Origin of the sequence: Aestuariivivens sediminicola, from assembly GCF_022662015.1 — a bacterium.
Taxonomy (GTDB): domain Bacteria; phylum Bacteroidota; class Bacteroidia; order Flavobacteriales; family Flavobacteriaceae; genus Aestuariivivens; species Aestuariivivens sediminicola.
The window spans coordinates 235853-252703 of sequence record NZ_JAKMCM010000003.1; the positions used below are offsets into that span (position 1 = coordinate 235853).

Sequence of the window (16851 nt, forward strand, 5' to 3'; positions counted from 1 at the left end):
ATATTCCTAAATATAAAAGGGAAACGTGATAATGGTACAGGATGGGCAGACCCAACTTAATGACCGGTTTTAAAATATTTAATTGCCATAAAAATGAGACTTAAGGCGGCAATGAAAATTAGGGTCCCGATCATTTCGTTCTTCGACAGATGGTAGAGGAAATAAAGAATAATACCCATAGACAACAAAGGGACCAGAAGCCCTCCGGGGATTCTGAATTCAGCGGGATGTCGTTTTTGTTTAAAGCGCAGTCGGATAACCGCTAGAGATACCAGAAAATAAATAATCAACATGGAGCCACTGGCAATCACGGCCAATTGTTTAAAACTTCCGCTCGCGGCTATTATAAAGCATAAGGCCGCATAAACAATAATTGAAATATGGGGTGTCGTGAACGAGAGATGGATCCTTGATAATTTTTTTATTGGGATCACGCGGTCCCGGGACAGGGCATAAAGCACCCGGGGGTTGTTGAGTATCGAGCCGCTCAGGTAGCCGAACATGGAGATCATAGCTCCCAGAAACAACAGCGTAAAACCGAAAGATCCAAAAATAGCCTTTGCGGTTTCGGCGAGGGGCGCTGCAGTAAAATTAGGAAGGTCTTCACCCAAAACACCTTGAGAAACACCCTGGATAAGCATGTAAATACCAACAACCGTCACAATACTAATAAAAATACCCCGAGGCACATTGCGTTTGGGATTTATGATCTCACCACCAACAATGAGTCCGGTTTCCGCTCCCTGAAAAGCAAAGAATAAAATTAGGGAGGTTTCTCCCAGGGTCTTGAGGGAGGGGTAGCTATCGAACTGTAAATTTTCAATGGAGACCCCTTTCCACCCCAGGGTTATCATTAGGAGCAGGGGTATCAGTTTGGCCACAGTGTTAAACTTTACCAACCCGATGCCTTGTTTTAACCCAATCACGTTTAAAAGCGCCAATCCACTTAAAATGACGAATAAAAAGGCCAATCGTATCCCATTGTTTTCAAATATGGGATATGTGGTGGCCAGCATATCAATTAATGCATTGGACACGGCAGCATCAGCGAATAAGGCGCTAACAATAACAAAAACGCCACCCAAAAAGCCGGCGTAATCGCCAAAGGCGGTCTCGATATAGGTGTAGGGCCCTCCTGTATTGTTCACTCTGCTGCCGGCCTCGGCAAAACAAAGCATGACCAAGGCGATGAGCAGACCACAAAACAAATAGGCAAAGATACTGGTGGCCCCCATTTTAGAGGCTATTATTGCAGGTAAGGCAAATATGCCCGCGCCTATAATAATGTTAATGATATTGGCCGATAAGCCTAAGACACCAATACGTCTTTTTAATCCTTCATCTTTCAGGGGCATAACACAGGGATATTAAAGGTAGCTCAGCCACCATTTATGTTTGTTGTTGATTTTATAAATCATGTATTTTCTACACGGAAAATAAAGCAGCGTAACAATAACAATCCATATGACATAGGTCGTAAAAAGGGAATAACCATGCGCAGCAAGTCCGGCAATAGGGTTTCCGGAAATGGACGATACCAATGCCATACCGTTCTCATTAAACAGTATAACGCCGAGTATGGCGCCTACATGAATGACAAAAACATGCAGGAAATAATAGAAAAGGGGTACGCGACCAAATACCAGAAGGATATCCCCGATGTAGTTTTTAACGTATTCCAAATAATGCAGCAACACTAAGGACGGCCCCATCGTAATTAGGAGATAGGCCCAGGAGGGCGGGTATTTCGTAACCTTAAAGAAGGATAAAATGGTCTTCGATAGGGTATCCTGTTCGGACCATGGCACCAGATCGCCATAAACATTTATGCCTCTGAGAATAAAGAATAAAATTATGGAACCAAAACCGAGGCCCAGTAACCACTTTTTTCTCAAGAATCTATCGTAGCCTCTTGTATATAAGGAACCCAGACAGTAGCCAAGCGCAATCAATCCTATCCATGGGATAACAGGGTAAGCGAAGTACACAAATGTGGCGTCTCCTACAGGGATGCCGTTGGCCTGGTGCAGCATGTACCATATGACCGATTCAATAGCATTCCCCTTCATGGTAATAGGGTCTAAAGCATTATGACCGACAACTAAAACAATACCGATCACCGCGATAAGCTTTCGTGGTAAAAATACCAGAAACGACAGGCATAACATACTTACGCCAATAGCCCATATCACCTGTAAAACGACAAAACTATAGCTCAAATCGAAGGTCCAGTTAAGACTGTTTACACCAATTTCCAATAGGATAAGCCACAACCCACGTGTAAACAAAAACCTGAACAATTTGGTTTTCGTTTTGTTGCTTCCATAGAGAAAGGCCGATGTGCCGGCCAGAAAGACAAAAACGGGTGCGCAGTAATGGGTAATAAAGCGTGTAAAAAACAGAATGGGTGTGGTGGTTTCAAGATCTGTGGGATCATGAAGCGACGCATCATAATGAAAATAGTCCCGAACATGGTCTAGGGCCATTAATACCATTACAATGCCTCTTAACAGATCTATGGACTCAATTCGTGTAGATTTAACTAATGCCATTTAGAAAAACGAAGGTTTTAGGTTAACTAACTGCCTATTTGAATTCTGGTTACACTTTGCGTCTGCAGGCATTATTTAGCCATGACATCGGCTATGCCCTTGGTATCGGCAAACTGTTGAAAGGCAATTATTTTACCATCCTTTAAGGTCCATAAATGCGCCATTTGCAGGTTAAGCGAAGCACCATTTTTTTTGTATTTCGCATGATATCTGCCCGTCATCAATACCTGATTATTGGTCATTTCATAAAATTCCATGTCCTTTAAAGTCCAGTTATCCCATTCGTTCATAATCCTGGTAAAAACACCTTCCACAACCGCATTGAATCCATTATAGGGATTGCGGTCGGCGTAAGGAAAGTTCTCCGCCTCGTTCCAAACTAACTGCTCATCCATTACCGCACCCACAGCTTCAATGTCGCCCTTGGCAAAATTTTCATATACAGTTCTAATCGTAATGACATTGCCTGGATTCAAGAGTGGATCAATACCAAGTTGCTGCATAAAAAGAAGGTTATCCATGAAATCCTGCTCCTGAGCTATCTTCCCTTCCTTCATTTTAACAAGGGTAACGCCTTCCAGGTCTACCGTCTTTCCGGTTGCCGGAATACCGAAAAAATTACCGGAATGGGTGCCTTTATAATGCCAATGCTTTACGAGGTCATCACCCTGGCCAAACACATTTTTAATGCTGAAGCTAACATCTGAAAAACCGGTAATGAAGTTGGAGTAGTAGGCTTTAAATGCTTCAATGCCTACAACATTCTCAGGACTGGAAACGAGGGTAATGTCCTCTGTGAAGTTATCCGCATTGATAAGATCCAGATTGGCATCGTTAATGATCTGATCCCAGGTTTCGCTGTACATGGAAATGTTTTTCTCAACTTTTGCATCCTGGCAAGAGCTAAAGAAAATAAAAATGGTCATAATAAAGAGTGTGCTGATTGATTTCATTTTGGTTGGTTTTAGGTGAAATTAATATTGAATACTAAATGATTTATAGGATTCCTACATTTGAGTTTTGTAACATAGGTGCGTCTTAGCGGTGGTTTTATAATAATAAAGAAGGGCATTTGAGAATATACTGTTAAGACCATAAAAGAAACATAAGGGATACAGCATATTGAGCCTTTTTTTTAAAAAATTAAATTAAGATCGCGGGAGATGGTGTACAATGTAGTGAAAAAAATGAAATATACAGGCATGCCATCAGCCATAAAATTTGATTTTAATTTGAGATCAAAAAAGAACCATGTCCGATAAGACATGGTTCTACACTATTAAGACTTAGAAAAAGGTTTATCCCATTTTACCGTTAACAAAACCAACTACTGCACCTACAATTGCCGCCATAACCACCGAAATTGCAACATCCAGGGCGGCGACCTGATAGGACGCATCAGCATGCATTGCTATATGGAAGAAATTGAATAGCAATCCCATGAACAGGCCGATGATGGCTCCAGCTTTGGCTCCGGTGCTTGCCGTAGAAATTTGGGCCCATTGGCCAAAAATATAGGCCAAAAACAAACCAAACGTCAGGCAACCCAAAAATATGAACAGCATGGCTTGAGAATTTTCTTCGGGCTGATCAAAGGAATCCTTAAAGAGTATTCCATAGAATAACCATCCTAAAAGAAAATCAACGATACCACCGGCAATACCGGCAGCTAAAAAATTTTTTGTTTTCATATGAAAAAATTTAATTAGTTAGATGCGACTAAAATTATAAAAAAAATATCAACATCCTAAATATGACGGTATTTTTTTGAGAATATGATATTTTCAAGACAAAAAATTAAAAATAATTTAAATACACAGGCGGTTAAGGACGATAGATCTCTTCAATGAGATGGTGGTATTTTTCTGCAATAACATCGCGTTTCATTTTCAGAGTTGGTGTAAGTTCTCCATGCTCCACAGACCATTCATTCGGAGTAAGTTTAAACATTTTTATTTGTTCCCATTTGCCAAATTTGGTGTTGCAGCGATCCACTTCCTTTTGCATTCTGGTACACACGATCTCCGAGTTGATAAGCCCTTCATTAGTCGTGTTAGAAACCGCATGTTCTTTTCTGGCAATCCAGTCCCTGATGAACACAAAATTAGGTTGAATTAAGGCAGCCGGCATCTTTTCACCTTCTCCGATGACCATAACCTGTTCTATAAAGCGGGATTGCTTTAATTCATTCTCCAGGAGCGTCGGGATAATGTACTTCCCTCCGGAGGTTTTGAACATTTCCTTCTTACGTCCTGTTATCTTCAGAAAGCCATCCTCATCTATTTCTCCCTTGTCACCCGTATGAAAATAGTCGCCCGAAATCACGCTTGCCGTTTTTTCAGGATCCTTATAATAGCCCAGCATCACATTAGGGCCTTTTATAAGAATTTCACCGTCTTCTGCAATCTTAACTTCAATATTTTCAATCGGCTTACCTACTGTTCCAATTTTGAAATGGTTATTGGCATACATGCCGACTGAAATTACCGGCGAGGTTTCGGTTAAGCCATAACCCTCCATTATCTGCATACCGGCAGCACAAAAAATGCGCGATAACCGGGGTTGCAAAGGTGCACTACCGGAGACCATTGTGCTCAGTTCCCCACCCAGTGCTTCACGCCATTTTTTAAATATCAGGGCATTTGCAATTTTTAGTTTGAACTCATACCACCAACCGTTTTTACCATAGGGTTCCCAACGTTCCGCCAGGCCCACGGCCCAAAGAAACAGACCTTTCTTTATACCGCCCAATTCCTGGCCCTTGGCCATTATCTTGTCGAAAACCTTTTCCAGTAACCTTGGGACCACACTCATCATATGCGGTCTTATTTCTTTGGCATTCTCGCCAATCTTATCGAGCGACTCAGCAAAATAAATAGAAGTGCCGGCATGTTGGTATACATATATGAGTACCCGTTCAAAAATGTGACATATGGGCAAAAAACTCAGAACCCGTGTTTTTCCTTGCGGGAGTGGTACTCTTGGGACACTATCGAGTACATTACTGGTGATATTCCAATGCGACAGCATCACGCCTTTGGGTTTGCCTGTGGTTCCGGAGGTGTAGATAATAGTAGCCAGATCGCTTTGTTGCACCTGTGCTTTCCGTTCTTCTACCTCGTTTTGGTTTGACCGGTCCGCACCCAATTCGAGTAATTCCGAGTAGTGCTGCTCCCCATCAATATGATCGAATGTATAGACGCCTTTTAGTTGTGTTCGGGATTTGACCTTATTAATTTTAGCAACGACCTCCTCATCCGATACAAAACAGTAAAGGGACTCACTATGATTTAAGATGTATTCATAATCTTCAGAACTTATAGTGGGGTAAATGGGAACATTCTGGGCCCCAACCTGAAGGACCCCAATATCAACAATATTCCATTCAGTTCTGTTGGTCGACGAGATAACCGCTATCTTATCATTCTTTTTAACGCCTAACCTCAAAAGTGCCCGACTCACGGCATTGGCCTTGTCGATATACTCCTGTGTCGATGTTTCAACCCATTCGCCGTTATATTTCGTTACTAACGATGCCTTTAAAGGACCATGTTCCAACTGGTAATAGGGAAATTCAAAAAGTCTTGTTATTGCCACTAATCGTTTTTTTAAGAAGCTCCACTGCAAAGTATAAAATTATGGAGGATTTTCAAACAGATCTGTTAAAAACCTCATGTGCCTATCGCCATATACTCGAGTATGGAATAAACAAATCATTATATGATTTTTATCATTAAATTACTTCTTATTTAAGGTTAATTTTACCCGTACTTTTAAAAATAAGCAATCATGGAAGTAATTGATAAGGTAAAAACAAGAGTGTATCGATTCGGTAATAAAAAGGCCGATGGCAACAGTAAAATGAAAAATCTATTAGGAGGAAAAGGCGCTAATTTGGCCGAAATGAGTTCGATAGGAATTCCTGTACCGCCGGGATTTACCATAACGACTGAGGTATGTACTGAATATAATGCTTTGGGTCAGGAGGAAGTCGTTGCATTAATTAAGGACGAGGTTGAACAAGCCATAGATAATATTGAAACCTTAATGGGGTCTACATTCGGAGACATTGACAATCCATTATTGGTTTCAGTGCGTTCCGGTGCTCGTGTATCCATGCCCGGTATGATGGATACGGTATTAAATCTAGGTCTGAATGATGAGGTTGTACTGGGTTTGGCAAAAAAAACCAACAACGAGCAGTTTGCCTGGGATTCCTATCGTCGTTTTATTCAGATGTACGGCGGTGTGGTGTTAGGTATGAAGCCGGCCTCCAAGGAAGACATCGATCCGTTTGAAGAGATCATGGAACATTTGAAGCACAAACGCGGTATTACTCTGGACACCGAATTTACGGTTCAAGATCTAAAAGATCTGGTTTACGACTTTAAGGAAGCAGTTAAAAAGCGTACAGGGCATGATTTCCCAACCGATCCCTGGGATCAGCTATGGGGTGCTATTATTGCCGTATTCAATAGCTGGAATGGTGACCGGGCCGTGTATTACAGAACCATGCACGGGTATCCTGCCGACTGGGGAACAGCCGTAAATGTACAGGCCATGGTTTATGGAAACATGGGTGATACTTCAGGTACGGGTGTTTGCTTTACCAGGGATGCCGGTACGGGAGAGAACGTATTTAATGGAGAATACCTCATTAACGCACAGGGAGAGGATGTTGTGGCCGGTGTAAGAACACCACAGCAGATTACCAAACTGGGCTCTCAACGCTGGGCGGAATTGGCTAAAATTGAGGAGGAAGACCGTGCAAAGGATTACCCTTCCCTTGAAGAACTCATGCCATCTATTTTTGAAGAGTTAAACGGCTATCAGGATATTCTTGAGAAGCATTATCGCGACATGCAGGATATGGAGTTTACCATTCAGGATGGAAAATTATGGATTTTACAAACCAGAAATGGCAAGCGCACTGGTGCAGCCATGGTGAAGATTGCAATGGATCTTCTCAAGGAGGGGATGATAAATGAAAAAGAGGCCCTGTTGCTCATCGAGCCTAACAAGTTAGACGAACTATTACACCCTATTTTCGATCCCGCAGCCTTGAAGCGAGCCCATGTTATGGCTCAGGGCTTGCCCGCATCTCCGGGAGCGGCAACAGGAAAAATTGTGTTTTTCGCCGATGAGGCCTCCAAATTTAAAAACAGTATATTGGTGCGTATCGAAACCTCACCTGAGGATCTTGAGGGTATGAACATTGCAAAAGGGATATTGACCGCCCGAGGAGGAATGACCTCCCACGCCGCCGTTGTGGCAAGAGGTATGGGAAAATGCTGTGTGTCAGGTGCAGGCGCCTTAAAGATCAATTATAAAACCAGAACGTTAACCGTAAATGGACATGAATACCACGAAGGTGACTGGATATCATTGAATGGTTCCACAGGTAATATTTTTGAAGGTAAGGTGGCTACTATGGAGCCGGAGTTGAGCGGCGAGTTTGCCGAGCTTATGGAGTTGGCCAGCGTCTATGGTAAAATGAATGTGAGAACAAATGCCGACACACCCAAGGATGCCAAAGTAGCCCGAAGTTTCGGTGCTCAGGGCATTGGTTTAACCAGGACCGAACATATGTTCTTTGAGGTAGACCGCATAAAGGCCATGCGTGAAATGATTTTAGCCGATACGGTTAAAGGACGCAAACAGGCCTTGGAAGAGTTGCTGCCTATGCAGCGCTCTGACTTTGAAGGTATCTTCGAGGCCATGCAGGGCTTACCCGTTACCATTCGTTTATTGGATCCGCCATTGCATGAATTCGTACCGCACCAGTTGACTACCCAAAAGGAACTGGCTGAAGAAATGCATATTTCATTGCAGGCGGTAAAAAATAAAGTAGCCGAACTGGAAGAATTTAATCCGATGTTGGGCCATCGTGGCTGTCGTTTGGGAAATACCTATCCTGAAATTACCGAAATGCAGACCAGGGCCATTATTGAAGCAGCTCTCAATCTCAAGGAAAAAGGGATTAACTGCAGACCCGAGATTATGATTCCATTGGTAGGTACCGTTCGTGAGTTTGAGGCTCAGGAGCACATCATTCGAACTACGGCCAATACCGTTTTTGAAGAAAGAGAGGATACCGTAGACTACTTGGTCGGCACAATGATTGAAGTGCCGCGGGCCGCATTAATGGCGGATGCCATTGCCGAAAGAGCCGAGTTCTTTTCATTTGGTACAAACGATTTAACCCAAATGACCTTTGGTTATTCACGTGACGATGCCGGTAAGTTCCTTCCCGTTTATATCGATAAAGGCATATTAAAAGTCGATCCTTTCGAAGTTTTGGATCAGGAAGGTGTCGGACAACTGGTAAAATTAGGAACCGAACGCGGTAGAAGCACCAAACCGGATTTAAAGGTTGGTATATGTGGTGAACATGGCGGTGAACCCAGTTCTGTAGAATTTTGCTACAATATTGGTATGGATTATGTGAGCTGTTCTCCATACCGGGTACCGATTGCCAGATTAGTTGCTGCTCAGGCCGCAATTAAAGCAGCTCAATGATGTCATTAATATTAGTTTTAAAAGCCCGGGCTTCAAACAGTCCCGGGCTTTTTTTATTTTATTTAACTCAACTTAAAATTTCTATTCTTTATTTTCAATCCACTTTCTGGCATTGATGAAAGCTTCATGCCATGGTGATACTGCATCGTTTCGGCCATCCGGATAGTTGGCCCAGTTCCATTGGAAGATGGAACGTTCAATATGTGGCATGGTGACCAGATGTCGACCGGTTTTATCGCACATCATGGCCGTGTTGAAGTCAGAGCCATTCGGGTTATGGGGATAGGCCTCATAGCTGTATTTGGCTACAATGTTATAGCGGTCCTCCGCATAGGGCAGGCTAAACTTACCCTCGCCATGCGATACCCAGACCCCTAATGTGGCACCCCCTAAGGTGGAGAGCATCACCGAATTGTTTTCCTTGATTTTCACCGAAGTAAAGGCACTTTCATGTTTGTGGGAATCGTTATAAGTTAACTTTCCATGTAGCTCATGGTCCGGATTAATTTCTTCCAGCTCCATAAACAACTGGCACCCATTACAGATACCAACAGAAAGGGTGTCCTCCCGGTTAAAGAAATCCTGAATGGCCTTATTGGCCTTTTCATTGTATTTAATGGCTCCGGCCCAGCCTTTCGCCGATCCGAGAACATCGGAATTGCTGAACCCACCGACAGCACCTAAGAACTGTATGTCCTCTAAGGTTTCCCGACCCGATATCAGGTCGGTCATGTGTACATCTTTAACATCAAATCCTGCCAAATACATGGCATTGGCCATTTCACGCTCGGAATTGCTTCCTTTCTCCCTTAATATGGCGGCTTTAGGCCTTATCTTCTGTCCCGATACATCCGCTAATTTACCCGTAAAATGTTGAGGAAAGCTGAATTGCAAGGGTTGATTCTTATAGTTCTTAAATCGGGCCAGGGCCAGCCCATTAGCCGTTTGTTTTTCATCTAAGAGATAGGAGGTCTTATACCAGACATCCCTTAGTTCTGCTATGGAAAGATCGAATGCATCAGTCCCGTTTACCAGTCTCAAAACCTCATTTGAACTTACCTTGCCAATTTTACAGAAGCTGATGTTAGCTTCAGCCAGGCTGTGTTCAATGGAGGTGTCTTTGGACTGAATAACGATTCCACAGTTTTCGGCAAATAACAATTTCAAGGTATCTGTTTCACCAAGATCGGAAAGATCTAATTCTGCACCCAGATTGTTTTCCGCAAAACATAACTCCAGTAAAGTGGTAATCAAGCCTCCCGAAGCCACATCATGTCCTGCAACGATCTTATCATTCAGTATGAGTTCCTGTACCGTATTGAATACCGTTTTAACATAAGTGGCATTTTTTACAGTGGGCGCTTCATTACCAATTTTATTTAAAATCTGTGCAAACGAACTGCCTCCTAGTTTAAAGTCGTCCTGAGAGATATTGATATAATACACAGGCCCTGCATCCATCTTAAAAACAGGTTCTATTACTTTGTTGATGTCCGTACAATGGGCAGCGGCAGAAATGATGACCGTTCCCGGAGCAATAACCTCATGATCCGGGTATTTTTGTTTCATGGAAAGGGAGTCCTTTCCCGTTGGGACATTGATACCTAAATCGATCGCAAATTTAGAAACCGCCTCAACGGCGTCATATAAGCGGGCATCCTCACCTTCATTTTTGCAGGGCCACATCCAGTTGGCCGAAAGAGATACATTTTTTAAACCCTCCTTCAAGGGGGCCCACATGATATTGGTTAGGGCCTCGGTAATGGAATTCCGACTCCCCGCTACAGGATCTATAAGACCTGATATGGGGGAGTGTCCAATAGATGTTGCGATCCCCTCCATACCTTTGTAATCCAAAGCCATAACGCCAACATTGTTCAAAGGCAATTGCAGTGCACCGACACATTGTTGCTTGGCCACCTTACCACCCACACAACGGTCCACCTTATTCGTTAACCAGTCTTTACAGGCTACAGCCTCCAACTGCAATACCTGTTGCAAATAATGATGAAACTTATTGACGTTATAATCCAGGCTCGCATAATTTCGATGCACCGTATTATCGGCCATAATGGTCTTTGGTGAACTGCCGAACATATCAGACAAGGCCAAATCCATAGGGGTGTTCCCTTTGGTTTTCGATTGAAAGGTGAATCGGTTGTCTCCGGTAACCTTACCTACGGTATACATGGGTGAACGCTCCCGATCGGCAATCCTGTGTAAGGTCTCCAGATGATCTTCAGAAATCACCAGACCCATCCGCTCCTGGGATTCGTTCCCTATGATTTCTTTATCCGAAAGGGTAGGATCGCCAATGGGTAAGGCGTCCAAATCAATTTTTCCTCCGGTGGCTTCAACTAATTCAGACAAACAGTTCAAATGACCACCTGCCCCGTGATCGTGAATGGAAACTATAAAGTTTTCCTCGCTCTCCACCATGCCACGCACCGCATTGGCCGCCCGTTTTTGCATTTCAGGATTTGAGCGCTGAACGGCATTTAATTCAATACCGGATTCGAATTCACCGGTATCAGCCGAGGAAACCGCGGCTCCGCCCATGCCAATACGATAATTATCACCGCCTAAAATCACAATTTTATCTCCTTTTTGAGGTAGGTCCTTAATAGCCTGCTCCTTTTTACCATAACCAATACCACCCGCAAGCATGATGACCTTATCGAAACCAAGCTGGCGCGAGGCAGTTTCAGTGATGGCCGAGGGATCATTATGCTTTTCCTCATGCTCGAAGGTTAACACGGATCCACAGATTAAAGGCTGACCAAACTTGTTACCAAAATCGGAAGCACCATTGGAAGCCTTTATCAATATATTCATTGGGGTCTGGTACAACCAGTCCCGTTCTTTAAACGCCTGTTCCCATGGTCTGTCTTCCTCTAATCTTGAGTAAGAGGTCATGTACACTGCCGTACCGGCCATGGGAATGGATCCCTTTCCACCGGCTAACCGGTCACGAATCTCACCTCCGGAGCCTGTCGCAGCACCGTTAAAAGGCTCAACTGTGGTGGGAAAGTTATGGGTTTCGGCCTTTAAGGAAATTACCGATTCAAAATCCTGGGTGCCGTAGTAATCCGGAATGTCTGCACGTTTTGGGGCGAATTGTTCAACGGTTGGACCTTGTATAAAAGCCACATTGTCCTTATAAGCTGAGACAATGGCATTAGGATGCGTTTCAGAAGTTTTCTTAATAAGCTTGAATAGTGATGTCGGTTTTTCTACACCATCAATGATAAAAGTGCCATTGAAAATTTTATGGCGGCAATGCTCACTGTTCACCTGAGAAAAGCCGAAGACTTCAGAATCGGTTAACGGTCGGCCAATGTTTTGTGAGACACCTTCTAAATAGGCTATTTCCTCATCGCTTAACGACAGGCCTTCTTTAATGTTGTAGGCAGCGATGTCTTCAATATTTAAAATGGGTTCCGGGGTGATATTGATGGTAAAGGTGTCCTGATTCAATCCATTGAATTTCTCGGAAATCATAGGATCATAATTTGAGAAATCCTCGGATACGGCATGAAATTCCTCAATTCTCAGGATGTCCTGAATACCCATATTTTGGGTAATTTCCACGGCGTTGGTACTCCAGGGTGTTATCATAGCGGCACGTGGACCAACAAAAAAATCCGCCAGGGCGGACTGTTCTATCTTAGGTTGATTGCCAAATAGCCAGGTTAATTTCGAAATCGTATCGTGTGATAATTCTTTTGTGGTTTGAACGGCAAACACTTTACTGTTTACGTTTCCAAAGAAATGAATCATTGTAGGGTTATTATGTTGTGTTTTGAAAATCCAAAATTACGTTTTTTTATGCATTTAAATGTGATTTTTTATAAAAAGGGATTGGGGTTATCAACAGGATTTTTAACAAGTTGAAGTCACAGTTCTTGTGGGCTGTCACCTATTTCAAGGGGCCATCTTTATAGTCTTGACGCTCCATTTAAAAGTATTTTCTAAAAATGGAAACCACAGATGCGCGATAGGAGGATCCGAATAGATTTAAATGGACCAATAAATAGTACAGCTGGTAGATGTCGATACGCGAAGCGGTCTGTGTATCCTTCGGATGGACCGCCTGATAGGCTTCATAAAATGACTGGCCAAATCCACCAAACAATCTGGTCATGGCCAAATCGACCTCGTGATGCCCGTAATAGGCTGCAGGATCTATAAGGTAGGGTACCCCTTCTTTGGAGATGATGTAATTCCCGCTCCACAAATCCCCGTGAAGCAAGGATGGTTTCACTGAGGGCATCAGGGATTCTAAGGTGTTGGTCAGGGTTCCTATTGAGGGACATTCCTTGAGATCCAGTAACCCCTGTTGTGTGGCCATATGTATTTGCGGCAGGAGGCGTTCATGTAGGTAAAACTGAATCCATTGCTCATGCGGGGTATTCCTTTGTGCTAAACTACCAATGTAGTTATCAAGTGCTAACCCGAAAGTATCCGCAGTGCAGTGATGCAATTTTGCCAATTGCGACCCCAAACGAGCAAAGTCTTCAGCGGATGCTGATTTACTTTCAATGTACTCTAAAAGCAGGAACGCCGCATTTTCAAAGGTACCATAATGAAGCACCTCGGGTGTTTTTATGGTCTTTGTGTTATTTATGATTTGCAGTCCATTGGCCTCCATTTCAAACATGTGTAAGGCACGGGGGCTGCTATTACATTTTAGAAAATAAGTGTTATCGGCGGTCTCAATGCGGTAGGCCTCAGAAATGTCACCTCCGGAGACGGGAAGAAGGGTTCTTATGGGTTTATCTAAAAGCTGAGACAGGTGGACTTTGAGTTGATCTTTCACAGGTTAAAAATAGGAAAGAGCATCTAATTAATAGTGATCTATTTGGATTTTCGTTCCAAGAGTGCCATATAAAATCCATCAAATCCGGTTTGGTGTGCCAAGATGTTTTTCTCTTGTATGAGTTTAAAGCCTTTACCCTGTTCTGAGGCTAAAAAGGTCTCGACCTGATCCTTATTCTCTGAGGGCAATACCGAACAGGTGGCATAGACCATTTGTCCACCGATCTTAACCATTCTGGAATATTGTTGAAAGAGGTCTTGTTGTGTGTTCCTGATGGTGTCTAAGAATTCAGGTCTCAATTTCCATTTAGCATCCGGATTTCGACGTAACACCCCAAGTCCTGAGCAGGGGGCATCAATTAAAACACGATCGGCTTTGTCATAAAGTTTTTTTATGACTTTAGTCGAATCGATGACTCGGGTTTCAACATTATGAACACCGTTGCGTTTGGCCCTGCGTTTTAATTCATTCAGTTTATTAACATAAAGGTCCAAAGCAATGATTTGACCCTTATTCTCCATCAAAGCCGCCATATGCAGTGTTTTTCCACCTGCACCTGCACAGGCATCAACAACGCGCATTCCGGGTTGCACATTTAGAAGTTCGGCTACCAGCTGCGATGAGGCATCCTGGACTTCGAACCATCCTTTTTTGAAGGTCTCTGTTGCGAATACGTTGGTGCGCTCTTTCAGTTTCAAGGCCTGCGAATAGCCTTTCAGAAATTCGGTTTCAATATCGATATCGAATAACTCCGACTGTAATTTTTCTTTGGTTGTTTTAAGCGTATTGACCCGTAATATAACGTCAGCCTGTTCATTTAATGCAGCCATTTCTTGAGTCCAAATAGCATCGCCCAATTCTGCCTGCCCCAGGTTGTCCAACCAATCTGGAATGGACTCCCTAAATTTTCTGATTTTTGACAATTCATCAAAGCGTCCTTTAATTTTTCTGGTCGGAGTATGTTCAAAATAGTTCCAATTGGGTAGTGCAATGCCTTTTAAAGTAGCCCAAACAGCAAACATACGCCACAGGTTATCCCGATCGAATGGTGTTTTGACTTCGGCTATTGCTGCGTATAACCGTTTCCACCGTACAATATCGTATGTGGTTTCTGCTACAAATGCGCGATCGCGAGCCCCCCAGCGTTTATCCCGTTTCAATAACTGTTGGATCACCTTATCGGCATACTGGTCGTCATTAAAAATCTGAGTGAGCCCATCGATAACGGCAAAGCATAAATTTCTGTGTAAACGCATGAATTTAAAATAAAGGTGCAAAGATAATCATAATGTGATTCAATTGATATTAAATTGATGCCTGAAAATAGTAAAAACAATCACGGGATAACCAAAACTCAGGAGCTCCGTATTCGCATGAGACGAAAGAATTGGATAAGGTGGTAAAAATGTCATCTCGCTTTCCTATTTTTATAAAAAAATTGTCATGCTTCGATTATTACCTTTTGTTTTTGTTTTGATTTGTTTTTCCTGCCATGTAAAATCTAAAAATTCGATTCGCAATATCAAGCATGTCGAGGTAATAAACATTTATGAAGATTCACTTTTAAGTGTTCGGGCCATTGAATTGCTTAATGATAAGAGTCTTGCTTTTGCTGGTAATCGTGGTGTTTTTGGCTTGTATCAACCAACAACAAAGGTATGGCAGACCGGCATTCAGAAACTGGATTCACTTGAGCTGCATTTTCGGTCTGTGGCACATACCAGCACTGATTTTTTTATGTTGACTATTGATACCCCTGCCGTAATATTCAAGACCGGAAATAATGGTGAACTGGATGTGGTTTATTTAGAGGAGGGTGAGGGGGTATTTTACGATGCCATGACCTTTTGGAACGATCTGGAAGGGATAGCTATAGGCGACAGCGTGGATGATTGTCTATCGATAATCATAACGCGGGACGGTGGCGCGACCTGGAACAAAATACCATGCAGTGATTTGCCGCCTGGATTGGAAAATGAGGGTGCATTTGCAGCGAGTAATACCAATATTGCCGTAAAAGGAGACAAGACATGGGTGGCCACTACAAATGGCCGCATTTATTATTCAGGGGATAAGGGCGAAACGTGGGAGGTCTTTGATACACCCATGGTGAAGGCAAAACCTACGGAAGGTATTTATTCCATCGCTTTTTATGATACGTCTCATGGCTTTGGTATTGGTGGCGATTATACCAACCCTGAGGCGAATTCCGCAAATAAAATGAAGACCTCCGATGGAGGCAGGACATGGGAACTCGTCGGAGAAAATGAAGATCCGGGTTATCGAAGCTGTGTGCAATATGTACCAGGTCGGGCAGGGACAGAGCTGGTAGCCGTTGGTTTTAAAGGTATTGATTACAGTAATGACTATGGTGCCTCATGGCAGCATTTGAGCGATGAGAGCTTTTATACCATTCGTTTTTTAAATGATAGCGTCGCTTACGCTGCAGGAGCGGGTCGTATTTCAAAGCTGACCCTTAAAAAATAAAAAAAGAGCGAAATGCGCTTTTATTAATCTTTAGGCCGTTGCTCCCTGCGCTTTCTTTTGTATTGTTCGAAGAGCTTTCTGTTAAAGTCTTCTTCAGCTACCTTTAAAATCAACAGTTTATGAGCGGGAATAATGTCCTTTAATTTTGCATACAGCAATTTATTTTCTTGATGCAGCCTTTCCTGTGCTTCGGCCAATGTGTTCAGCAGGGCCTGAGCCTCCATGTCGGTAAGGGTATTTAATTTTTCTCTTATTTCACGACGAATACCTCTCAACTCCTTATGCTTGATATGCATGGTTTTCTCTTCGTACGCATTATAAACCGGCCAAAATTCCTGGGCTTCTTTTTCTGTTAAGGCCAGTCGCTCGGTTAAAAATGAAATTTTAAGCGCCTTGATCTGTTCGCGTTTTGATTGCGCATAAGCAGTTGCAATAAAGAGAAAAACAAACAAGGCTAAAAAATACCGCTTCATA

The 16851-nt window shown here is 42.9% G+C and carries 11 protein-coding genes; 2 read left to right on the forward strand and 9 right to left on the reverse strand.

From position 1 onward, the window contains the following. Window positions 1-56: 56 nt before the first annotated feature. The 5 genes from MR041_RS08570 to MR041_RS08590 all read right to left on the reverse strand — a co-directional run bounded on the left by MR041_RS08570 (window position 57) and on the right by MR041_RS08590 (window position 6149). On the reverse strand, window positions 57-1355 hold the full coding sequence (locus MR041_RS08570) for an APC family permease (protein WP_242093198.1): 1299 nt from the start codon (window positions 1353-1355) through the stop codon (window positions 57-59). A gap of 12 nt (window positions 1356-1367) precedes the next feature. Beyond that, the gene (locus tag MR041_RS08575) at window positions 1368-2552 is read right to left on the reverse strand and encodes an acetyltransferase domain-containing protein (protein WP_242093199.1); all 1185 of its coding nucleotides are present in this window, start codon (window positions 2550-2552) and stop codon (window positions 1368-1370) included. Between the two features lie 71 nt (window positions 2553-2623). Then, window positions 2624-3505 (reverse strand): ester cyclase, encoded by an 882-nt coding sequence (locus MR041_RS08580; protein WP_242093200.1) that lies wholly within the window; start codon window positions 3503-3505, stop codon window positions 2624-2626. Window positions 3506-3850: 345 nt separating this feature from the next. Next, window positions 3851-4243 carry a DUF1761 family protein gene (locus MR041_RS08585; RefSeq protein WP_242093201.1) on the reverse strand — a complete coding sequence of 131 codons (393 nt, stop codon included), beginning with the start codon at window positions 4241-4243 and terminating at the stop codon, window positions 3851-3853. 133 nt (window positions 4244-4376) lie between these two features. Continuing rightward, window positions 4377-6149 carry an AMP-dependent synthetase/ligase gene (locus tag MR041_RS08590; protein WP_242093202.1) on the reverse strand — a complete coding sequence of 591 codons (1773 nt, stop codon included), beginning with the start codon at window positions 6147-6149 and terminating at the stop codon, window positions 4377-4379. Between the two features lie 192 nt (window positions 6150-6341). Here MR041_RS08590 and ppdK point away from each other — a divergent pair, with 192 nt between their 5' ends. Further along, a complete protein-coding gene (ppdK, locus tag MR041_RS08595) occupies window positions 6342-9071 on the forward strand; it encodes a pyruvate, phosphate dikinase (protein WP_242093203.1) in 2730 nt (909 codons plus the stop codon). An 81-nt stretch (window positions 9072-9152) separates the two neighbouring features. On the opposite strand, the gene purL is transcribed toward ppdK, so the two are convergent. From purL to MR041_RS08610, 3 genes are all read right to left on the reverse strand, one after another. Beyond that, window positions 9153-12851: a phosphoribosylformylglycinamidine synthase gene (purL, locus tag MR041_RS08600; RefSeq protein WP_242093204.1), complete on the reverse strand. Its 3699-nt coding sequence runs from the start codon at window positions 12849-12851 to the stop codon at window positions 9153-9155. Between the two features lie 178 nt (window positions 12852-13029). Next, entirely contained in the window at window positions 13030-13890 is an 861-nt protein-coding gene (locus MR041_RS08605) for a fructosamine kinase family protein (RefSeq protein ID WP_242093205.1), read from the reverse strand. A 38-nt stretch (window positions 13891-13928) separates the two neighbouring features. Then, complete coding sequence (locus MR041_RS08610; protein ID WP_242093206.1) at window positions 13929-15146, reverse strand: RsmB/NOP family class I SAM-dependent RNA methyltransferase; 1218 nt, start codon at window positions 15144-15146, stop codon at window positions 13929-13931. Between the two features lie 187 nt (window positions 15147-15333). On the opposite strand from MR041_RS08610, the gene MR041_RS08615 reads away from it, so the two are divergent. Next, window positions 15334-16377 carry a WD40/YVTN/BNR-like repeat-containing protein gene (locus tag MR041_RS08615; RefSeq protein WP_242093207.1) on the forward strand — a complete coding sequence of 348 codons (1044 nt, stop codon included), beginning with the start codon at window positions 15334-15336 and terminating at the stop codon, window positions 16375-16377. A 23-nt stretch (window positions 16378-16400) separates the two neighbouring features. On the opposite strand, the gene MR041_RS08620 is transcribed toward MR041_RS08615, so the two are convergent. Further along, window positions 16401-16850, reverse strand: coding sequence for a sensor of ECF-type sigma factor (locus tag MR041_RS08620; protein WP_242093208.1), 450 nt, complete (start codon window positions 16848-16850; stop codon window positions 16401-16403). Window position 16851: the final 1 nt, after the last annotated feature.